Origin of the sequence: Pseudoalteromonas sp. DL2-H2.2, from assembly GCF_021532535.1 — a bacterium.
Taxonomy (GTDB): domain Bacteria; phylum Pseudomonadota; class Gammaproteobacteria; order Enterobacterales; family Alteromonadaceae; genus Pseudoalteromonas; species Pseudoalteromonas rubra_A.
Genome location: NZ_JAKGBD010000001.1, coordinates 565,288 through 590,185 on the forward strand (window position 1 = coordinate 565,288; position 24,898 = coordinate 590,185).

3 protein-coding genes (1 of these 3 cut by a window edge) are annotated in these 24,898 nt (G+C 54.3%); all 3 read left to right on the plus strand.

From position 1 onward, the window contains the following. Tightly spaced (each overlapping or abutting the next), the 3 genes in view from L1285_RS02215 to L1285_RS02225 form a layout consistent with a single transcriptional unit that may run on beyond the window. On the plus strand, positions 1 to 13,005 hold the full coding sequence (locus tag L1285_RS02215) for a non-ribosomal peptide synthetase (protein WP_235410814.1): 13,005 nt from the start codon (positions 1 to 3) through the stop codon (positions 13,003 to 13,005). Further along, positions 13,005 to 16,529, plus strand: coding sequence for a non-ribosomal peptide synthetase (locus L1285_RS02220; RefSeq protein ID WP_235410815.1), 3,525 nt, complete (start codon positions 13,005 to 13,007; stop codon positions 16,527 to 16,529). Before L1285_RS02215 ends, L1285_RS02220 begins: the two co-directional genes overlap by 1 nt. Next, positions 16,529 to 24,898: the 5' portion of a non-ribosomal peptide synthetase gene (locus tag L1285_RS02225; protein ID WP_235410816.1), read on the plus strand. The gene runs 1,638 nt beyond the window's last position; only the first 8,370 of its 10,008 coding nucleotides appear in the window; its start codon is at positions 16,529 to 16,531; the stop codon falls past the right edge of the window. The genes L1285_RS02220 and L1285_RS02225 overlap by 1 nt, the downstream gene beginning before the upstream one ends.

The following is a 24,898-nucleotide window of genomic DNA, read 5'->3' on the forward strand; positions in this document are numbered from 1 at the left end:
ATGAATAATAGACGTTATCCCCTGACATCATCCCAGCAACCCGTTTGGATGGAACAAGTATTCAAAAGTGAGTCCCCGCTGTATAACGTTGGGGGTCGGTTTGTATTAACAGGGGCGCTGGACCCAGTACGCTTTAAACATGCACTGGACCATGTTGTGGCAAACACCGATGCCTATCGCATCAATCTGGTACTCGAAGGCACTCAGCCATGGCAAATCATCAATGATGAGTTAGAACTGGACTGGAAGTGCATCGATTTAAGTGGCTATCCGGATGCGCATCAGCGTGCGGCAGACTACTGTCAGGAGCAGATGTCTACGCCCTTTGATATTTATGGCCCCTGTTTATGGCGCATTCACTGGCTAAAAATCTCTGAGCAGGAAAGTGCCATGTGTATGGTGTTCCATCATTTGATAGTGGATGGCATTGCGGGCAGTTTGTTTATTGAATATCTCAGCGAAACGTATCTGGCAATGGATGCACAGGGGCGCTTTGTTAGAGACGTTCCTGAACGCCCGTCGTACAGCGAGTTTATTGAAAAAGACCTGGCCTACCGTCAAAGTAGCCGGTTCGAAAAAGACCGGGCTTTTTGGCAGCAAAAGTTTAAAACCTTACCGGATCCGCTCCTGCTAAAGAAAACCAATCAGTTTGATGATAAGCCATTTGCCCGTCGCGAATATGAGTTTACTCAGCAGCAGTATAATCAAATTGGCGCGGTTGCTGCGCGCTATGGCTGCTCGGCCACCCACTTTTTTACCACCCTGATAGCGGTGTATTTTTCGCAGATGAACGATAAGCGCGAGCTGGTGCATATTGGTATGCCGGTGCACAACCGCAGCTCGGCCAAATTACGTCAGACCATCGGCATGATGGCCTCAGTGATCCCCGTTGGGGTGGCCTTTTCGCGCAGCGACAGCTTCGCCGATACCTTCAAAGTGGTGGCCGCTGAGCTTAAGCGCAGCTACAAATATCAAAAATATCCACTGCATGAAATGATCCGCGACCTCAGGCCGATGAATGAGGGCGAAGGCCAGCTGTTCGACATTCAGTTGTCTGTAGAAGATCATCCTTCGGATACCCAGTTTGGCGAAGTGAAAAGCCACAAGGCGGTTCTGAACAGTGGCTTTGGCTCCTACCCTTTGTCTATTTATGTGCGCAGCCATGATAATATTAATAACGTCCATGTTGAGTTTAACTTTGACCGCAACTACTTTAATGAAGACGAAATTGACGCCCATGTTAGTCGCCTGACCACCATGATTGCCGATGTGGTGGCCAACCCCACCATGCTGATTGGTGATTACACACTGGCAACGGAGCAGGAAATCGAGCAGCAGCTGTTCGACTGGAATGGCAATCAGGTTGACTATGCGTCGCAGTTAACGATACAGCAAGTGTTTGAGCAGCAAGTGACTGCGCTCCCAGAGCACTGTGCCCTGGTGTTTGGAGAAACCTCACTGAGCTATCGGACATTGAATGAGCGGGCCAATCAGCTGGCCCACTATCTGGTAAGCCAGGGGGTGACACCGGGCAGCTATGTGGGCGTGTGTATCAACCGCTGTGCTGAAATGATGATAGCGATACTCGCTACTTTGAAAGCGGGCGGCGTGTACGTACCACTGGACCCTAACTACCCGGCAGAGCGTCTTGCTTATATGATGGCAGATTCAGCGGTGAGCGTGATCCTCACCAATGAGCGCTGCCGTGAGTCGCTGGCATTTGCCGCGGACAAAGTGATTTCGCTGGACACTCAGGCTTGCGAGTGGTCCCAGTGCAGAGCGCACAACCTCAGCAAAGAGATACGTCAGCACAGCGACGAACTGGCTTATCTGATCTACACCTCGGGCTCGACGGGTAAACCTAAGGGGGTGATGTGTACTCACAGAGGTATCGTCAATCTGGCACAGAATCAGCAAGACCGATTCGCCATCACAGCGCAAAGCCGGGTGTTACATTATGCCTCAATCAGTTTTGATGCGGGCACCTGGGACTGGGTCATGGCACTGCTCAACGGCGCCACCTTAGTGATCAGCAGTGATGAGGCGCGTCTTGAACCGGCCAAAGTGGCCGATTTATTTGTCCAGCAGCAGATCACCCATGTGACCTTGCCACCGGCGTTTCTGGCCACCATGGCATATCGGGACGATTATGCGCTGCAATGCCTGATTGTGGCCGGTGAGGCCTGTGAGCAGGAGCTGGTCGACTTATGGTCGGCGCGCTATGGCTTTTACAATGCCTATGGACCGTCAGAAGCGTCGGTCTGTGCGACTGTGTGTCAGTTGACGCCCGGCAGTGCCATCCGCATCGGCAAGGCGCTCGATAATGTGTCTTTGTTTATTCTGGATGAATACCAGAAAATGCTGCCGGTTGGCTCGATTGGTGAGTTATACATAGGTGGTGCCGGGCTGGCACAGGGCTATCTGAATCGCTCTGAATTAAGCGAAGAGAAGTTCGTCCCCAACCCTTTCTATTTGCAAAATCCGCAGACCGGGGCACGCCTGTATCGCAGTGGCGATTTGGTTCGTTACCTGCCCAATGGCGAACTGGAGTTTGTTGGCCGTGCCGACGATCAGGTCAAGGTACGGGGTTTTCGGGTTGAGCTGGGGGAAATTGAGCATGGCCTGAACACACTGTCGGCGGTGCACTCTTGCGTGGTGCTGGCAAAACGCCAGGGTGGCACTAATCAGCTGCTGGCTTGTGTGATCCCGCAGCACCCGGTGGCTGAGTCGGAACAAGCTGAGTTTGTCTTTGCTTTACAGCGCGAACTGGAGCAGGCACTGCCCGCACACATGGTGCCCGGTCATTTCACATTACTGACCCAGTGGCCGCTGACCCCGAACGGTAAAATTGATAAAAAAGCTTTGCTGGCTTGCACAACCATTGCGTTGCAGGGCGAATATCTGGCACCCCAAACAGAGACCGAAATCACATTGGCTGCGTTGTGGTCCGAGCTACTGAAAGTGGAAGAGGTGAGTGCAACGGCCAACTTCTTCCAGCTTGGGGGTCATTCACTGTTGCTGATGCAGCTGGCCAGTCAGCTTCAGGCATTGGGCTGGCAGGCTCGGGTACACGATTTATTTGCAACGGCCTCTTTGCGGGAGATGGCTGAGCTGCTCGATAAGCAGGGCAAACAAGCACAAATCTATACCGTGCCTGTTAACGCTATCCCGGCAGACTGTGCACGCGTGACGCCAGAGATGCTCAACCTGGTCGAACTGAGTCAGCAGGAAATTGACCAAATAGCGGCAAAAATTCCGGGCGAGCATGGCAATATTGCCGATATTTATCCGCTGGCACCCCTTCAGGAAGGGGTGCTATTCGTGCATACCCTCAATACCCGGGCTGATCCGTATGTCACCACGGCGGCGTTTGAGTTTAATGGGACAACGCAGCTGACGAATTTTCAGCAGGCACTGCAACAGATGGTTGCAACCCACGATGTGCTGCGCACCGCCGTTATGTGGCGCGAACGCGAAACCCCCGTACAGGTGGTCCTGCGCGAGGCACAATTGAGCGTATCGCATCTGGTGTTTGATACCGATGAGCCGACCAAAGCGGCGTTTGAAGCCTACGTAGCGGCGCATCCGCACACCTTAGACCTGGAAGCAGCGCCACTTATCAAGCTGGCGATCACCGAGGTCGATGCGCAGGGCAAGCACTATGCGCTTCTAACCTTCCACCACCTGACTACCGACCATGTGTCGCTGGATATCTTAGTCTCTCAGTTACAACAGTTATGTGATGACCCCGACAGCGAGTTGCCTACGCCTTTACCTTACCGTGCCTTTATTGCCCATACCCTGGAGCATAACCGCAATCTGGATGTTGCGGGTTTCTTCTCGGCGCAACTGGGCGATATAGAAACCCCCACGCTGCCTTTTGGCCTGAGTGAGGTGACAGGCAGTGGTGAGACTATCCTTGATCACCATGACACATTACCGGCTGAGCTGAGTGACGCAATCCGCACCCTGGCCCGGCGCGAAAGACTGAGCCCGGCTGCCTTGTTCCATCTGGCCTGGGCGCAGGTGATTGCGGCCTGCTGTGGCACCCAGGAGGTGGTGTTTGGCAGTGTGATGTCGGGCAGGATGAATGGCATGGCGGGCATTGAGACCATGATGGGGATGATGATCAATACCCTGCCGCTGCGTGTTTCACTGGATGATGCCCCGCTGCTGACTCAGCTTAAGCGGGTCGATCAGAGCCTCAAAGCCTTGTTGCCTTACGAGCAGGTGTCGCTGGCAGAAGCACAAAAATACAGTGGCCTTGCCAGCGGTGCTACCCTGTTCAGCGCCATGCTGAACTATCGTCATTCTGCGACAAAGGATGACACGCCTGCAGTGCAGCAGGACAATGCGGCCTGGACTTTGCTGAGTGCCAAAGAGCGTACTAACTATCCGTTTGGCTTGTCAGTAAATGACCTCGGGCAAGGTTTCTCGCTTGAATATCAAATCGATCAGCAGGTCGATGCACAGCAGGTTGCCGCTTATTTGACTAATGCGCTGACGCAGCTGGTGACAGCATTAGCAGACGCACCGGAGCAACCCGTTGCTTACAGCGTGCTGCCTGAGCAGGCGCAGCAGCAACAGCTGGTGCAGTGGCAGGCGGATGCACCCTGGTATCGCAACGACATACAGATCCAACAGGTGTTTGAAGCACAGGCCGCAAACACGCCGGACGCCATTGCGCTGCAACTCAATGAACAAACACTCAGCTACGGCGAGCTTAATACGCAGGCTAACCAGCTGGCCCATTACTTACGTGAGCAACATAGCGTGACTGATGGCACTTTAGTGGGTTTGTGCATTGGCCGCTCCATTCAGATGGTGGTGGCGACTTTGGCCATTCTGAAAGCCGGTGGTGCTTATCTGCCATTAGAGCCCAATTATCCGCAGTCCCGGCTTGAGTATATGCTGGCAGACAGCGGCGCTCATGTGATATTGACAGAGCAGGCGCTTAGCGAGCGACTGGCATTTAGCGATGCCGAATTAGTGGCCGTGGACACCCATAGCGCACGCTTTGCGCAGTATGCAACGGACAATCCGCAGTATGCCAATACCCAATCGCCCGAGTCTCTGGCCTATGTGATTTATACCTCTGGCTCAACCGGTAACCCCAAGGGCGTTATGACACCCCATCGTGCGGTGGTGCGTTTGGTGGATAACCCGGACTTTATTGAATTGGGAAGCGACACGGCGTTTTTGCAATGTGCCAACATCGCCTTTGATGCTGCAACCATAGAGATCTGGGGGCCGCTGCTCAATGGCGGTCGTTGTGTGCTGTTCCCGGATGAGTTTTTAACTGTGGCTCGTCTGGACGAGGTGATCGATGAGCAACAGATCACCGATATGTTCCTGACCACCGGGCTGTTTGATGAATGGAGCCGCACCGGCGTTACGCAGGACTCATTACGTTGCGTGCTGTCTGGTGGTGAAGCCGCTCGCCTTAACAGCTGGGAAAAAGCCCTGGCCAATAACCCGACTTGCCGCTTTGTTCATGTTTATGGGCCGACAGAAAATACGACTTTCTCAACCTGGTATGCGGTGAACAGCGACGATATCGCCCAAGGCGTGCTGCCGATAGGCCGCGGGATTTGTGGTGATCGCTGTTATCTCTTGTCTGCGCAGCAACAACTGCTGCCGGTGGGCGCCGTGGGCGAGCTTTACCTTGGTGGTGACGGACTGGCGCTCGGATATCTCAATCTGGCTGAGCTCAGTGCTGAGCGTTTTATTGATAACCCCTTTGCCGGGCGTGAGGGACAGCCTCTGCGCTTATATCGCTCCGGCGACCTGGTACGCTACGACGAGCAGGGCCAGATTGTGTACGTCGGGCGGGTGGATGACCAGATAAAGATCCGTGGTTTCCGGGTAGAGCTGGGTGAAATCGAGCACACGCTGAATGCGCTGGAACAAGTTGAGCAGGCGCTGGTCGTTGCCCGCAAAGACCTCAGTAATAATGCCATGATAGTGGCCTATGTGGAGCCTGCAACTGAGGTGCCTGAGGGCCAGACATTGGGTCACTGGTTAAGTGAGGCGCTGGGCGATAGTTTACCGGCTTACATGGTCCCCGGTGCGTTTGTAGCAATGACACAATGGCCACTCAATGCCAATGGCAAAATTGATAAACGCGCGCTGCCAGAACCCGATATGGCCGCAGGGCAGGGCCACTACGAAGCGCCTGAAACGGACACGGAAATTCTGCTCAGCGACATTTGGTCGCAGCTGCTCGGTATTGAAGCGAGCAATATCAGCCGCACAGCAAACTTCTTTGAATTAGGTGGTCATTCCTTGCTGGTGATGAAGATCCATGCCCGGCTTAAACAGGCCGGGTTTACGGCAGAGGCGGCGGTTATTTTTAAGGCCCAGACGCTGGCCGAGATGGCCTCCACTGTGACTAAGCTGGAAGAAGAAAGTAGCTGGCAGGTGCCCGCAAATGGGATAACGGCTGATACCACGGTTATCACGCCACAGATGCTGCCCTTGATCTCTCTGAGCCAAAGCGAGATTGACTCAGTCTGTGCCCAGACTCCTGGCGGTGTGCAGAACATTCAGGATATCTATCCGCTGGCACCACTGCAGGAAGGCATTTTGTTTGCCCATTCTTTGCAGCAAGAGTTTGACCCCTACGTAATTTCTGCAGCACTGACCTTTGCGGATGAGGACAAGTTTGAGCGCTTCGTTACGGCGCTGGAGCAGGTGGTTGCCCGCCATGATATCTTGCGCAGCGTGATCCTGTGGCGCGGCCGTGAACGGGCGGTGCAGGTGGTACAGCGCGAAGTAGGCAGCCTGGTTGAGTGGCTGGACTTTGGTGCTGAGCAAGATGTACTGGCCAAATTTAATGACTTTGTTGCACACGGCAATCATAAAATCGATGTGGAGCAGGCTCCGCTGGTACGCATGCAGGTTGTTCGGGATGAAGCCAGTGGCAAAGTGCATGCTTTGTTTAAGCATCACCATCTGATCACCGACCATGTCTCCGTTGAACTGATCCTTGAAGAGTTGGCCATGTGTGTAGCGGGTGAGCAGGCCAGCTTGCCACCACAAGTGCCGTATCGCGAGTTCGTTGCCAAGTCACAACACATTGCTAAAACCCTCGACAGCGCGGCCTTTTTCTCGGCGCGTTTGGGGGAGGTTGATACGCCAACTTTGCCTTTTGGTCTGGCCGATACGCTCGGCGATGGGTCGAATTCGCAGGAGCTTAGCTATGCGCTGGCACCTGAGCAGGGTGAGTGCATTCGTCAGTTGTCACGGCAATTACAAATGGGCCCGGCAGTGCTGTTCCATGCCGCCTGGGCACAGGTGCTAAGCCACTGCTGTAATATGCAGGATGTGGTGTTTGGTACTGTATTGTCAGGGCGTATGAGCGGTGAAGCGGGCGTGGAGCGTATGCTGGGTATGCTGATCAATACCTTACCGGTGCGCGTAACGCTTGCGGATGTGGATGCCAAAACCTTGCTGACTCAGGTCCACGAGCAGCTGCAGGGATTGATCCCCTACGAGCAGGTAGCACTGGCCGAGGCGCAGCGTCATTCGCAGGTTGACGCCAGTTCGCCTTTGTTCAGCACCACGCTGAATTTTCGCCACTCCGAAAACCTTGATGAGCAACAAAGCAGCCTGTACGACATAACCGCAGTACGTGAGCGCAGTAACTATCCGCTGGACCTGTCGGTCAATGACTTTGGTGACGAGTTTACCCTCGACTTCCAGGCGGATGCGCGTGTGCCGCTGGCGCTGGTGGCAGACTTGATGAATACTGCCATCGACAACTTATTGCACCATGCCATGCGCGATTCCGAGGAATCACCGGCTCAGTGGACAGCCTATTCTGCCGGGCAGCGCCAGACATTACTGAGCGCTCAGCAAGGGCCGGTTGTGACTTTACCACAAGCTTCGGTACATCAGCTGTTTGAGCAGCAGGCCGCGAAAACCATGGGCCGCGTTGCCGTCAGCTATGACGATGACTTCCTGACTTATCACTTGCTCAACGAGCGCGCCAACCAGTTGGCACACTATTTACGGGCCGAGCATCAGGTGGGTCCGGATACTCTGGTGGGTTTGTGTGTTGGCCGCTCGCTGGAGATGATGGTGGCGGTACTGGCTATCCTCAAAGCCGGTGGGGCCTATGTGCCGCTGGACCCGGATTACCCGCAGGAGCGTCTGGCGTATATGGTCGAAGACACCGGCCTGTCTGTAGTACTGACTCAGCAAAAAGTGGCCGGGATCCTGAGCGACTTTAACGTCACGCCAGTGCTGCTGGATAACGCCAGCCAGTTTGCAAACTATCCAATCAGCAACCCGGATGTGGCGCTGACCCCGGAGGATCTGGCCTATGTGATGTACACCTCGGGCTCAACCGGTAACCCCAAAGGCGTGATGATAAGTCATCATAATCTTATCAACTTTGCCGCGAACTGTGAGCAGCGCTACGAAATCACCGAAGCCGACAATGTGTTGCAATTCTCAACTATGAACTTCGATATTTTCGTCGAAGAATGGCTGGCAACGCTGACTCAGGGCGCTACTTTGGTGCTGCGCGATGAAGACGTGTCGTTGAGCCGCGAGGCCTTTATTGCTTTTTGTGACAGCCATGCCATCAGCGTGGCCAGTCTGCCCACGGCGTTCTGGCATATGCTGGCGCTAAGTGAGGCCGAGCTTGAAGCCCTGGCGCTGCGACTGGTGATTGTCGGCGGTGAAGCGCTGGATAAACAGTCGGTGGCGTCGCTTAAACCGGGCTTTGTGCTGCTTAATACCTATGGCCCGACCGAGACCACAGTCACGGCTTCCGGCTATGCCATCAGTGGCGGCTACGATGCGCCACGCGCGGTGCCCATCGGCCGCGCCAACGTCAACACCGCGACTTTGGTACTCAGCGAGCAACTGACCTTATGCCCGCCGGGCGTGGTCGGTGAGCTGTATGTCAGTGGTCAGTGTCTGGCCAGTGGGTATCTGCATCAACCGGAGCTCACCGCCGAGCGATTCATTGATAACCCGTATTTTGACCCGGCCAATCCGGCGCTGAGCGCCCGTTTGTACAAAACCGGCGACCTGGTGCGCATGGGTACAGATGGTGAGATTGAGTTTGTCGGACGCAGTGACGATCAGGTCAAGATCCGTGGTTTCCGGGTTGAGCTGGGCGAGATAGAAACCCAGCTGATGAGTCATGAACGGGTGGAGTCGGCGGTGGTATTAGCCGAGGTTGGTACGCAAGGCGGTAAGGTACTGCGTGCTTTCATTCAAAGTGAGCAAGACAGCAGCCTGATTGATGCACTGCAACAGTATCTGAGTGGCAACCTGCCGGAGTACATGGTGCCCTCGGCCTACAGCTTTGTGGACCAATGGCCGCTGACCGCCAATGGCAAGCTGGACAAGCGCGCACTGCTGGCCTTGCCGGCGAAAACGCTCGAGCAGCCTTATCAGGCACCGCAAACCGACGCCGAGAAAATGGTGGTCGACATCGTTGCCTCCCTGTTGTCGCTGGACGCCGATAAGGTGGGTGTCCACGCTAATTTCTTCGCGCTGGGCGGCCACTCATTACTGATTATGCAGCTGGTCAGTCAGCTGCGCGCACGCCAGTATCAGGCTGATGTGCAGGCCTTGTTCAGGGCACATACGCTACAGGACATGGCGCGCCAGGTTCGGGCACTTGGGAGTGAGGAATCAAGTCGTGTGCCCGCCAATTTAATTCCGGCGGATTGCAGCAAAATCACCCCGGAGATGGTGACGCTCACTGAGCTGGATGAGCAACAGCTTAAGGATATTGCTCAGACTATCCCCGGGGGCATGGCCAATATTCAGGACATCTACCCGCTGGCGCCGCTGCAAGAGGGTGTGCTGTTTGTGCACACCATGAGCGAAGGGCAGGACCCGTATGTCACCAGCACCACCTTTGAATTCGACAGCACGGAGTCCCTTGAGCGCTTTAAGTGGGCGCTCAATACCCTGATTGCCCGCCACGATGTGCTGCGCACCGCCATCCTGTGGCGCAACCGCACCACTGCACTTCAGGTGGTACAGCGTGAGGTGGAGCTGCCCGTGGCTGAGCTGGACTTCAGCGAGGCAAACGATGTCTGGGCCGCGTTCAGTGCCCATGTGGCCGAGCAGCCGCTGTGGATTGAGCTGGAAAACGCGCCGCTGTTGCAACTGAGCGTGTGCGAAGACGCCGCGCAGGGCAAGCATTATGCGCTGTTGTGTGAACACCATCTGATCTCAGATCACGTGTCGCTGGAGATTCTGGTGCATGAATTAACGGCGCTGCTGAATGGCAATCAAGCCAGTCTGGGCGAGCCCGTGCCGTACCGGGAATTTGTCGGTCGCACCCTGGCGCGCACCGCGAGTCTGGATACCGAAGCCTTCTTCTCGCAGATGCTGGGGGATGTCAGTGAACCCACTTTGCCTTATGGTCTGACGGATGTACTGAATGACGGCTCGGGCATTGAAACCGTGCATGTCACGCTGGATGACGCGCAGGCGCAGCGCATTCGTCGTTTAACCCGCCAGTATCACAGCAGCCCGGCAGCGCTGTTCCACCTGGTGTGGGCCAAAGTGCTGGGCGTGTGTAGCGGCCAGTCGGAGGTGGTGTTCGGTACTGTCTTATCCGGTCGTATGAGCGATGATGGCCTGAGCAGCCAGCTGATGGGGATGATGATCAACACCCTGCCACTGCGGGTGTCGCTGAGTGAGCAGGATGCGATGCGCCTGCTGGCACAAATTAATGACGACCTGCGTGCCTTGATGCCGTACGAGCAGGTCTCCCTGGCCGAGGCGCAGCGTTGTAGCGGTGTGAGTGGTCAGCTGCCCCTGTTCAGCGCGATGCTGAACTACCGTCACTCGGCAACAGAGGAATCGCAGCTGGAACAGGAGGCCGGATTCAAGGTGATTGCCAGTGAAGAGCGCACCAACTATCCGTTTAATCTGTCAGTAGATGACTTCGGCGATGGCTTTGGCTTTGAGCTTCAGGTAGACAAACGCGCCCCGGCGGCACGCATAGCCCAGTATCTGCAAGTGACCCTGACTCAGGTGCTGGACTTACTTGACGTGGATTTAGCGGATAGCCAGAGCTGCACTGCGGTGCAGAGCCTGTGTGTACTGGATGAGACCGAGCGCCAGCAGCAGCTGCACAGCTGGAACGACACAGCGCTGGAATATCCGCGTGAGCTGTGTATTCACGAGCTGTTTGAGCAGCAGGCAGCGGCCACCCCGGAGCAGATTGCGCTGCACTTTGGTGAGCAGACCCTGAGCTATGGCGAGCTGAACGCCAGAGCCAACCAGCTGGCCCATTATCTGCGCGCCGAGCACAATATCGGACCGGATTCGTTAGTGGGTTTATGTGTAGAGCGTTCACTGGAAATGGTGATAGGCATTTGGGGTATTCTCAAAGCCGGTGGCGCTTATGTGCCGCTGGACCCTAACTACCCGCAATCGCGTCTGGCCTATCTGATTGAAGACGCCAGTCTAAATGTTGTATTAAGTCAACAGAATGTTGCGCAAAAGGTATCGCTGGGATATGCTAACGTCGTTTTACTGGACGCACCAGAGTCTCATAATCACGACATAATTTCGGCTTATCCTGCACACGATTTAACCCGAGCAGAAACCGGCGTGTGTGCCCAGAGCCTGGCTTATCTGATTTACACGTCAGGGTCGACCGGCAAGCCGAAGGGCGTGATGATCGAGCATGGCAATACCGTGTCTATGTTGCAGTGGGCGAAACAAGCCTACAGCGATGTCGAGCTGGATAAAGTGCTGGCCTCGACGTCACTGAACTTTGACTTGTCGATTTATGAGTTGTTCTTACCGCTGTGCTTTGGCTATCAAAGTGTGATTGTGCAAAATGCCATGGCACTGGCCGAGCAGCAGCTGGATATCAGCATGATCAACACCGTGCCATCGGCGATGAAAGCCTTGCTGGAAGTCGGGGCGGTGCCGTCAGGGGTTAAAGTGATTAACCTCGCGGGTGAGCCACTGACCGCGCAACAGGTGAATCAGATTTTAGAGTCGTGCCCGGGGGTTGTCGTGTGCAACCTCTATGGTCCGTCCGAAGACACCACTTATTCGACGGCGGCGCGCTTTACGTCTGCCTTGAGTCAGGTGCCGGACATTGGCCGGGTGATTGCGAATAGTCAGGCGTATGTACTTGGCAGCGCGCAAGAGCTGTTACCGACTGGCAGTGTTGGTGAGCTCTATCTGGGTGGTGCCGGTGTTGCGCGAGGGTATCTGAACCGCCCTGAACTAACGGCGGAGCGGTTTATTGATAACCCTTACTATGAAGCGGCGGGGGTCAATAACAGCAAACGCTTATATCGCACCGGCGATTTGGTGCGCTATCGCGAAGATGGTCGTCTTGAGTTTATTGGCCGGATAGACGATCAGGTCAAGATCCGCGGTTTCAGGATTGAACTGGGTGAAATTGAACATCGCCTCAATGCGCATCCGGATGTTGTGACATCTTTGGTTATGGCGCGCGACCACAGTGATGGAAGTCACTATCTGGTGGCGTATCTGCAACCTTGTCTCACGTGTGAGACAAACGATGAGACACGCCAACAAGCCTGGTTGGTTGATGTGAAAAATGCACTGGAAGGTGACTTACCGGCGCATATGATCCCGGGCCAGTTTGTGCTGATAGACGAATGGCCGCTGACGCCAAACGGAAAAATAGATAAAAAAGCCCTGCCAACACCACAAGGTATGTTGGCAGGTCAGGAATACATTGCACCGCAGAGTGAGACAGAGCATGCCCTGGTGGCAATTTGGGCGGAACTACTCGACCTCAACAGCGAGCAGATCAGTACCAGCGCCAACTTCTTCGAGCTGGGCGGCCATTCGCTGTATCTGATCAAGCTGGCGGGGGCAATTAAAACCCAGTTCGAAATCGAGCTGACATTACGGGAAATTTTCGACGCTGCAGAATTAGCGGTCCTTTCGCAGGTAATTGAGAGCAAGCTGGCACAAAAATATCTCGAAGACAAAAAAGCCAATGAATCGGTAATGATGAGTGGAACACTATAATGATTGCACAACTAGTTAAGTCGGCAGCAGATCAGGGCGTTTACCTGTATGCCAAAGAGGGCGCGTTACATTTTGATCTGACGGTGGCCGAATTTCCGGCCGCACTCAAGCAGGACATCATCGCAAACAAGGCAGAGATCATTGCGTTTCTGTCGCATGCCGAAGGCACGTCTGGCAACGCGCAGGGGCCGCAACCCGGACACTATCCGGATGGCTGCGTGCTCTCTTACACTCAACAGCGCTTCTGGCTGCTGGAGCAAATGCAATCCGGTCAGAGTCAGTACAATATGCCCGTCGCGCTGAATGTGGAAGGTGCGCTGGAGCTGACTTTGGTTGAAAAGGTACTCAGTACTATCGTGGCACGCCATCAGATTTTGCGCACTGTCTATCGCGAACAGGACGATGAAGTGCGCCAGCACATTTTGCCTGAGCACGATTTTTCGCTCGGCTTTGTCGATCTCAGTGACAGTCAGGGTGAACAGCGGCAGGCGCAGTTGTCTCAGTGCCTGCTTGAAGAAGCACAACGCCCGTTTGATCTGACTCAGCAGTTGTCAATCCGCGGACAGTACCTCAAGCTTGAGGGCACGGGTCATGATCAGCGAGGCGTGTTGTTGCTGACACTGCACCACATTGCTTCTGATGGCTGGTCGATGGATGTACTGATCAATGAGTTTGTGACTTTATATCGGGCCTATTCAGCAGAGCAGGTTAATCCGTTACCTGAATTGGCACTGCAATATGCCGACTTTGCCGTCTGGCAAAGAGACAAAATGCAGGGCGGTGAGTTTGAGAAACAGCTGACATTCTGGCAACAGGCACTGGAAGATGCGCCGCTGACACACAGCCTGCCAACCCAGCATCATCGCCCGGAAGTCAAACAAACCCTGGGGGCACATGTTACGGCCACTTTGCCTGCATACGTGGCACAGCAGTTAGGCGCGGTGGCCAGACAGGCCCAGCTGAGCCCGTTTATGCTCATGCATGCCGTGCTGGGTGTGGTACTTAGCCGTCATAGCAACCAGTCCGATATTGTCATTGGCACGCCAGTGGCAAACCGTGCCGATGAGGCCCTCAGTCCGCTCATTGGGTGTTTCGTCAATACCCTGGCTTTGCGCCTGAATACTCGTCATAACACACTGGAGAGCTATCTTGACCATGTTCGTCAGGTGCATATGAACGCCCAGGTGAATCAGGACGTACCGTTCGAGCAGCTCATTGATGCGCTGAACTTGCCACGCACCTCATCATACACGCCGCTGGTGCAAGTCATGCTGACCACCAATGACAAGTTTACCGACGGCAACGACGAGTCGGCCCTGATGGCACTGCCAGACGTGAGCCTGTCACCGCTGCAAGGCAGTCATCCGGCGATTAAATTCGATCTGGAAATTGCGCTGAATATCAGCGACAACCAGATTGAGACCACCTGGAACTATGATGTGGCCTTGTTCGACGCTGAATTTGTTGAGCAGCTGAGTGAGCACTTCAACAATGCCCTGATAGCGTTGGCGGATATGAGCGCTCAGACCCGACGTACCTTACCTTTAAATCGTCTGTCTATTTTGGGTGACAAACTCGAATCCTATCTGATCGATGGCCTGAATAACAATGCGGCGGATTATCCAGTCGATAAATGCATTCATGAAGTGTTCGAAGAGCAGGCGCTGCAAACCCCGGATCAGCTTGCCGTTAAGTTCGGCAACAAACAGCTGACTTATCGCGAACTGAATGAGCGTGCCAATCAGCTGGCGCACTTCCTGACTCGTGAATATCAGGTGACGCCGGATACCTTTATCGGCTTATGTGTTGAGCGTTCGCTGGAAATGATCATAGGTACTCTGGCCATCCTCAAAGCCGGTGCAGCCTATGTGCCGTTAGACCCGGCTTATCCGCGCCAGCGTGTGACCTACATGATGGAAAACTCCGGCGTTAAAATCATCCTTTCAACCCACTTTATTATTGAGCAGCTGGACTTAACCGATTATCACAGCGTCTGCATTGATGGTCTGGGTAATGAGCAAGTGGTACAGACCTTTATCGATTACCCGACCCACAACCCAAGTGAGTTGGTAACGGGGCTGACGTCGTCAAACCTGGCCTATGCCATTTACACCTCGGGCTCAACCGGCAAGCCTAAGGGCGTGCTGCTTGAGCACAAAGGGATTGTGAATATTGCATTTAACCACCGCTATCACTTGAAAGTCGATGAGCAAAGCAAGGTCTTACATTTTGCCTCTATGAGCTTTGATGCAGGGACCTGGGAATATGTGATGGCACTGCTGAGCGGCGCCACTTTGGTGATTGCCGACAGCGTTCAGCGACTGTCTCCTGAGAGCATAGGTCAGCTGTTACACAGCGAAGCTATTTCTCATGTGTTATTGCCACCGGCTTTCCTGGCCATGATGGAGTTTCGTGATGACTTAGCACTAAAAGCCCTCGCCGTAGGCGGTGAGGCCTGCGATCAGGAAGTGGTTGAACAGTGGGGCGGTGCGTATCGCATGGTCAATGCCTATGGCCCGACCGAGATCTCTATCTGCGCTACCTGGGCCGAGTTACGCCCCGGACAGAAAGTCACCATAGGTAAGCCGCTGAAAAACACCAGTGCTTTTGTGCTCGACAGCAACCAGGCCCTGTTATCGCCGGGCGTGGTGGGGGAGCTGTACATCAGCGGCGTTGGTTTGGCGCGCGGCTATCACCAGCTACCTGAGCAAACCGCAGAGCGATTTATCCCCAATCCTTATTTCGATGGCCACAATAAATGTGTAACCGAAACCTTGTATAAAACGGGGGACCTGGTTCGTTATTTACCCGATGGCGAGCTGGAATACCTGGGTCGGATCGACCAGCAGGTGAAGATCCGCGGCTTCAGGATTGAGATCAGTGAAATTGAAGGCTTGCTGAGCGAGTGTCCTGATGTCGATGCGGCCGTGGTGACTGTTGCGAGCAGTGCAACGGGTGCCAAACACTTAGTGGCGTATGTGCAGTTGAACAATAAACAAGCCAAAAATAGTGCCTCTGGCCATGAAAATATTAATGATGGCAAGGCGGCTGTTCAGCGGATCAAGACGGAGCTGGCCGATAAACTACCGGACTACATGGTGCCGGGGATGTTTGTGCCGGTATCTCAATGGCCACTGACCAGTAACGGCAAGATAGACAAACGGGCGCTGCCAGAGCCGGATTTAGCCGCCGTTGAAGGGGAATACATCGCGCCTGAAACACCCAGCGAACAACGTCTGGTTGCCATCTGGGCGCAACTACTGCACTTGCAGGAAAGTGAGATAAGCACCTCGGCCAACTTCTTTGCTTTAGGTGGCCACTCCCTGCTGGTCAGTAAGCTGGTCAGAGCGATTACATCGGACCCGGAATTACAGCTACAACAGATAGACATGCAGGACATTTTTACGGCGCAGTCACTGGCCCAGCTGGCCCAGCACATCGACCTGCTGCGAATGCAACAGCTCAATGCACAGGCGGCAGACAGTATCTGCGATCAGGATTTAGTTGAGGATGGTGAGATTTAATGAATGTACATCAGGCTTTCGAGTTAGCGATATCACAGGGCGTTCATCTGTATGTCGAGCAGGGCAAACTCAAGTTTAAAGCAGCAAAAGGCAGTATGACTGATGAGCTGAGAAGCGCACTCAAGGAAAACAAAACTCAGCTTATTGAGCTGTTGAGCCAGCAAGCAGTAAAACCAAATGCGTTAACCCAGTCCGAAGGCGCGATCCCCGCTCTGGGGTTAACGCAAAGCGTGTTGTCTTTCTCACAGCAGCGCTTATGGTTTTTAGAGCAGCTACGAGGGCCATCGGCCGAGTACAATATCCCCCTTGCACTGGATGTGCAGGGTCGTGTGGATTTGACGGCCGTAGAAGATGCATTCAACGATATTTTGCTGCGCCATACGATTTTGCGCTCCGGTTACTATGATTCTGAGGATGGACCCAGGCAGACGACACGTGATGATGTGGCGCTCAATATCCACCAAATTGATTTGTGTGATAGCGACGACCTGGCTGTAGACGTGGCCGCACACATTGAGCGCGATACTCTGACACCATTTGATCTGAGCAAAGATGTGCTGTTCAGAGTGACCTATCTGTGCACGCACAAACACAGTGATGGCACACAACAGGGCGTATTACTACTGAATATGCACCATATAGTGTCCGATGGCTGGTCGATGGAAATTTTGACCCGCGAGTTTGTGCAAGCCTATCAGGCCAGAGTCACCGGGCAGGTTGTCAGCTGGGCACCATTGCCACTGCAATATGCGGATTACGCGCACTGGCAGCGCGAGCACCTGACCAAAGAAGCGCTTGCCGAGCAGCTCACCTACTGGCAACAGGCGTTGGCGGATGCGCCAGCTGTTCATGGTATTACCCCGGACTTTGAGCGTCCAGCGACTAAGCAGCTGCATGGTGCACTGGTACGCAGCGAGTTATCAGCGAGTCAGGCGCAGGCTTTACAAAACTTAGCCCGCCAGCAGCAATTGACCCCCTTTATGCTGATCCACAGCGCACTGGCTTATGTGCTGTCACGTCATAGCAACAGCCATGATATTGTGATTGGTACGCCCATCGCTAACCGCGGTCACGCAGAGTTAGAAGGCTTAATAGGCTATTTCGCCAATACGCTGGTGCTGCGACTGAATACTGACCAGCCCAGCCTGACAGACTACTTTGCGCATGTAAAATCCGTACACCTTGGCGCTCAGGCCAATCAGGATGTGCCCTTCGAGCAGCTGGTCGAAAAACTCAATGTTCCCCGCAGCGGCGCACATGCGCCGCTGTTTCAGATCATGCTAACCACGAATACAGATTATGGTGTCAGGGAGCAACAACTGGCGCTGGATGGTCTGCAAATCGCGCAGCGTCCGGCCAGCAGTGTGACCACTAAGTTTGATTTGGAAATTGAAGTGGCACTGAATGAGCAGGGCGTGGCGATAGAGATCACTTACGACACCGCTTTGTATCGTGCACAACATGTCACTGCGATTGCTGATCACTTAAATACCGTACTGTCACAACTGGCTGCGTTGCAGCCAGCTGATTTATCGGCCAAGCCCGATACTTTAATACTGCTGTCTGAGACTGAGCGTCAACAGCAACTGGTTGACTGGAACACTACGGCGCTGGATTACCCGCGCGAGCGCTGTGTGCACGAACTGTTTGAGCAGCAAGCCAAAGCCACGCCAGATGCCATCGCACTGCGCTTTGACGGGCGCACCATGAGTTATGACACGCTCAACACAAAGGCAAATCAGCTGGCCCATTATCTACGCACTGAGTATGCGATTGGCCCGGACGCTCTGGTTGGCTTATGCACAGAGCGGTCATTTGAAATGGTGATTGGGATCTGGGGTATTCTCAAGGCTGGCGGCGCGTATGTGCCACTGGACCCGGAACTGCCATCAGGTCGGCTGAACTATTTGGTTGAGGACGCCAGCGCCCAGGTGGTGTTGAGCACACAAGAGGTAATTGATCGGGTATCGCTGGGCGATGCGGCGGTCATTGCGCTGGACAACTTCGACTTCGACGCCTATCCGGACTCGAATATTGCGGTTAGCGACATTGGCCTGACGGCACAGAACCTGGCGTACACTATTTATACCTCGGGCTCGACGGGTCAACCCAAAGGCGTGTTGCTGGAACATCAGGCACTGTATAACCGCATCGACTGGATGGACAAGGAGTACGGATGTCAGCCGCAGGATAAAATCTTACAAAAAACCCCCTACAGCTTTGATGTCTCGGTATGGGAATTTGTCTGGCCCATGCTTAAAGGGGCCGAGCTGGTGATTGCCAAACCGGGTGGACACAAAGATCCGGCTTACCTCAATGAGCTAATAGTCGCAACCGGTGTGACCAAACTGCACTTTGTGCCTTCCATGCTGGGCGTGATGCTGGAACATGGCGACCTGGCCGCATGTAGCTCAATTGAACAGGTATTCTGTAGTGGTGAAGCCCTGCAAATCAGTCATGTTGAGCAGTTTAAGGCACTGTTACCCACCGCGCAGCTGCATAATCTCTATGGCCCGACAGAGGCGGCCATCGACGTTAGTTACTGGGATTGCGCGATGCCCCACGGCAGCAGCATCCCCATTGGCAAACCCATCCAGAATATTCAGTTATACATACTGGACGATGCGCTTAACTTGTTGCCACAGGGTGCGTGCGGTGAGTTGCACATTGGCGGTGAAGGTCTTGCGCGTGGTTATCACAATCGCCCTGAGTTGACGGCCGAGCGCTTTATCGATAACCCATTTTATCCGCAAAGCCCTAGCAAACGCCTGTATAAAACCGGCGATCTGGTACGTTTTCGTGAAGACGGCAACATCGAATACATGGGTCGTCTGGATCATCAGGTTAAGATCCGGGGTCAGCGTATTGAGCTGGGCGAAATTGAATATCACATTGGCGAGCATCAACAGGTTGATTCTGCACTGGTGATGGCACTGAGTGATGACAAAGGCAATCAGCGACTGGTGGCCTATGTTAAGCCCTGCAGCGAGTTGACGGATGAGACGCAGCAGGCGCTAATTGTCTCGGTGCAAAGCATGTTAAGTGAGTCGCTGGCCGAGTATATGGTGCCATCGAATTTTGTGCTACTTAACGAATGGCCGCAAACGCCAAATGGTAAAATTGACCGTAAAGCACTGCCGGTACCGCAAAGCTTGGGCTATGAAGTTGAATACCTCGCCCCGGTTACTGAGCAGGAGCAGGCGCTGGCAGCACTATGTGCCGAGCTGTTAAACCTTGAACTTGTCGACGTCAGCATGGCGGCTAACTTCTTCGAATTAGGCGGTCACTCTCTGATGGTGATGGAGCTGGTCAGCCGATTGAAAAAGCAAGACTGGCGCACCTCGGTACAGGCGTTGTTTAATGCCCGGGTGCTGGGCGAGATGGCCAAAACCATCACAGACGCCAGCCATCACAGCGAACCTGAATTGCCGCAAAATGGCATCCCGGCACACTGTACGCGGATCACGCCGGATATGGTGACGCTGGCCTCGATGACTCAGAGTGAGCTGGATTCGCTGAGTGAGCGTGTTCCGGGTGGGGCCGCTAATATTGCGGATATTTATCCGCTGGCTCCTTTGCAGGAAAGCATATTCCTGGTTCACAGTGCGACGGAAAAATCCGACCCTTACGTCACCACCATCACGCTGGAATTTGACAGCGAAGCTCAGATCGACCGTTTTGTTGCGCGCTTTAATCAGATCATTGCACGCTACGACGTGCTGCGCACTATGGTGGCCTGGCGCGAGTGTCAAGCCCCTTTACAGGTGGTGCTGGGTCATTGTGAGCTGTTACCAACCTGGTTGTCGTTTTCTGGTCACACGGATGCCCGAGAAAAACTCGACGCCTATGTGGCCGAGGGCGTACATCGTATGGATCTGGAGCTTGCGCCGCTGGTTCAGCTGGAACTGGCCCATGATCCAAAAACGAATAAATACTGCGGGGTGCTCAAGGAGCATCATATCCTGCTCGACCATATCTCTGTTGAAATGATCATGGCTGAGCTGGCCATGGATGAGCAAACTTTCGCTCAGCTGCCTGCTGCCTTACCTTACCGACAGTTTATTGCCCAGACGCTGCACAATGTGGCGCACCTGGATAGCCGCAAATACTTTACCGATCAGCTGGGCGATATTGAGACGCCGTGTTACCCGTTTGGGCTGGACAGCACCCAGGCCGACGAGCTGCACTGCAACGAATTGCATGTTGAGCTGAGTCAGCAACAATCTTCGCAGATCCGCACCCAGATGCAGCAGCGGGGTATGAGTCCGGCGGCATTTTTCCATCTGGCCTGGGCCATGGTGGTGTCGGCCTGTAGTCAGAGCCGGGATGTGGTATTTGGTACTGTGTTGTCGGGCCGCATGAGTGGCCAGCAGGGTATAGAGCAGATGATGGGCATGATGATCAACACCCTGCCTTTGCGTGTTAACCTGGCCGATGAAGCGGCGGATACTTTATTGCAGCAGGTCGACCAGGCCCTGCTCGGTTTGATGCCGTATGAACAGGCGTCGCTAACCGAAGCGCAAGCATGCAGTGGTGTTGGTACACAAACGCCTTTATTCAGTGCCATTTTCAATTATCGTCACTCCCGTCTGGCAGAAGCGCCAGCGCAGGGGGGCGCACAGGCCATCGCTGCTAAAGAGCGCACTAACTATCCGTTTAATTTATGTGTGGATGACTGGGGAAGGGATTTCTCGTTCAATCTGCAAGTTGACCGCTCGGTCGACATCAACGCAATAGGCGAGTATGTAACGTGCGCCATTGAACAGTTGCTGTGTGCGTTGCATGACGAGTCTGACACTCCTGTGGCAAAACTCAGTGTGCTGAGCGAGGCGCAACAAGATGCGCTGCTGCGCGCGAATGTAGCACACGCCGTCGACACAGACACAACAAGCTGCATTCAGGCTCGGTTTGAACGTCAGGCAGCCAAATTTGGCGAGCGCACCGCACTGGTATATCAGCAAGAGTCGCTGACCTATCACGAATTGAACGCACGGGCCAATGTCCTTGCACACTATCTTATTGAAGCACACGATATCCGCCCGGATACGCTGGTAGGTCTTTGCGTGGGTCGCGGGGTCAACATGATTGTGGGCATACTGGCTATTCTTAAAGCCGGTGGTGCGTATGTGCCGCTTGATCCAAATTATCCGCAGGAGCGTCTCGATTTTATCTGTCAGGATGCGGGCGTGGCGCTGGTGCTGGGCGAAGATCAGGTGGCCGATGCGCTGGTACTTCAGGACACGCCTGTTATCGACCTGAATAAGCTGGTATTAGCGGGTTACAGCACGGATAACGTGCAGTTAACGACGCATACATCAGACAATCTGGCCTATGTGATTTATACCTCGGGCTCCACGGGTAAACCAAAAGGGGTGTTGCAAACGCACCGCAATGTGGGTCGCCTGTTTGATGTGACTCAGAGCGATTTTAATTTTAATGAAGACGATTGCTGGTGTGTGTTCCACTCCTTTGCCTTCGACTTCAGTGTCTGGGAGATCTGGGGTGCCCTGCTGTTTGGTGGCAAGCTGCTGATGCCAAGCCTGGATGAAGTCAAAGACAGCCAGTTGTTTGTGGCTTTGTGTCAGCGCCATAAACTGACTATTCTCAACCAGACGCCAAGCGCCTTTAAACAACTTACCGACTATCTGGTGACGGCAGGGGAGGCGCTGCCCTCGCTACGCAGCATCGTATTTGGTGGTGAAGGGTTGACGCCAAGTCATGTTAGCCAGTGGTGGACGCACTTTGCACAGCAGCCAACTGAGCTCATTAACATGTATGGGATCACAGAAACCACAGTGCATGTGACCTATAAACGGTTAGAAGCCAATGCGCCGATCAATATTGGCAGACCGCTGCGCGACCAGCACATCGTACTGCTCGATGATGCACTGAAGCTGGTACCTGATGGGTGCGCGGGCGAAATCTATGTCGGTGGTGCAGGTCTCGCCCTCGGCTATCTTAACCGCGAAGCACTCAGTGCTGAGCGATTTATTGACAATCCATTCGACACCCATCGTTACCCCTGGCTTGGGGAGCGTTTGTATCGTGCGGGCGATTTGGCCCGTTATGACGAAAACGGCGAGCTACATTATCTGGGTCGTCAGGACGATCAGGTTAAAATTCGCGGTCACCGTATTGAGCTGGGTGAAGTGGAAAATCGCATTGCTGAGCTGGCCATGGTTGACTCTGCTTTGGTGCAGGCTATGCCACTGGCGGATGACACGTTGCAACTGGTCGCCTATGTAAAAGGCGCAGAAGCCAATACCGATGAGACTTGGCTGAGCCAATTAAAAGCAGCGCTTGGTGAGCAATTACCTGCCTATATGTTACCGGGCGCCATTGTTACCGTGACTCAGTGGCCACTGACAGCCAATGGTAAAGTCGACAGACGTGCGCTGCCAGCACCGGACGCCGGACTGGGTGAGCAAACGTACGTTGCGCCGCGCAAGGACACTGAATACACCCTGGTTGGGATCTGGGCTGATTTGCTTAAACTGGAGCATGGTCAGGTCAGCGTAGAGGCCAACTTCTTCGAGCTGGGCGGACATTCTCTGTTGCTGATGAAACTGCTGGCCGGGATCCGAACTCAGCTGGAATGCGAGCTGAGTGTTAAGGATATCTTTGCTGCAACGACCATTGCACAGCAGGCTGAGCGTGTTGCACAGCAAACTGATGTTGTGGTGCAGCCACCCATTGTGGCGCAGCCGCGTGAAGACAATGCACACCTGCCACTGTCGTTTGCTCAGCAACGTTTGTGGTTTATCGACAAGCTCAATGGCAGCAGTGCTGAGTACAACATGCCGGTGGCCTTTGATGTGGATGGCGTATTAGACTTGGATGCCGCCCAGGCTGCGTTGAATAGCCTGGTGGCGCGCCATGAAGCTTTGCGCACGGTTTATCTGGAGCAGGATGCCGAGCCGGTTCAACTGATCCGCAAAGAGGCGCAGCTGACGCTGACGCTGCACGACTTAAGCGAGCTGAGCGTGCATGGCAAAACGGTTCGGCTGAACCAGCTGCTTAGCGAGGATACGCTGACGCCATTTAAGCTGGATTGCGACCTGATGTTGCGTGCTCAGTATATTCTGCTCAATTATGCCGATCAGGGCGAAGCCCAGCGTGGTGTGCTGGCGTTCAATATGCACCACATCGCCTCGGATGGCTGGTCGGTGGAGCTTATGTCCAATGAGTTTATGGCGCTCTATGAAGCGGCTGTTTCAGGCTCCGATGCAGCGCTGCCACCTTTGGCCATCCAGTATGCCGATTATGCATGCTGGCAGCGTGAGTGGCTGAACAATCAGCAAGGTGGCGCCAAAGCACTGGAAACGCAACTCAATTACTGGCGCGACACCCTGAGCGATGCACCGGCCGTACATGGCCTGCAACTGGATAAACCGCGCCCGGAAGAAAAAGCATTCAGTGCCAAAGGCTTCACCAGCTTGTTACCGGGTACGCTGAGTCAGGGGCTAAAAGGCTTTGCCGAAGCGGCCCGAGTGACGCCATTTATGCTGGTACACAGCGCACTGGCTTATGTGCTGTCGCGCCACAGTAATCAGCACGACATTGTGATTGGTACGCCGGTGGCGAATCGTGCCCAGCCGGAAGTGGCCGACCTCATCGGCTATTTTGCCAATACCCTGGTGCTGAGAGTCAGCACCCGCCATCATAGTTTGGGCGATTACCTTGAGCATGTTAAAGAGGCGCACATTGGTGCCCAGTCGCATCAGGATGTACCGTTTGAGCAGCTGGTCGATGCCTTGCAAATTCCGCGCTCTACTGCCTACAGCCCGGTGTTCCAGGTTATGCTGACCACCAATTCGGAATTTGCCTTGGCAGATAGACCTGAGCAGGGACTGGCTGGGCTGGAGTTCACCCCGAGGCTGCCAGAGGCTTGTACCACTAAGTTTGATATCGAAATAAACATTGATCTGGACGACGCCGGGCTGACCGTTAACTGGCTGTACGACGCGGGTTTATTTGGTGAGCAGCACATTGCCGCGCTCGACCAACATTTGCAGGGGGTGCTCAGATATCTGGCACGCCTCACCCAGGCGCAGCTGGCCAATCCGCTCGATACGTTGCCACTGCTGTCGGAGCAGGAGCGTTACGAGCAGCTGCACAAATGGAATGACACCGCGCGAGATTACGCCCGCCAGAGGTGTGTTCATGAGTTGTTTGAGCAGCAAGTTGCCAGCGCACCTCAGGCGACGGCGCTGCGCTTTGGTGCGCAAACAATGAGCTATGAAACGCTCAATAACAAAGCCAATCAGCTGGCCCATTATCTGCGCAGCGAACATGGCGTGGGTGCGGATTCACTGGTTGGCTTGTGTGTTGAGCGCTCATTTGAAATGGTTATCGGGATCTGGGGCATT

Excerpts from the sequence above, each read along its gene's own strand:
- L1285_RS02215 (WP_235410814.1), top strand. The coding sequence starts at position 1 with ATGAATAATAGACGTTATCCCCTGACATCATCCCAGCAACCCGTTTGG.
- L1285_RS02220 (WP_235410815.1), top strand. The coding sequence starts at position 13,005 with ATGATTGCACAACTAGTTAAGTCGGCAGCAGATCAGGGCGTTTACCTG.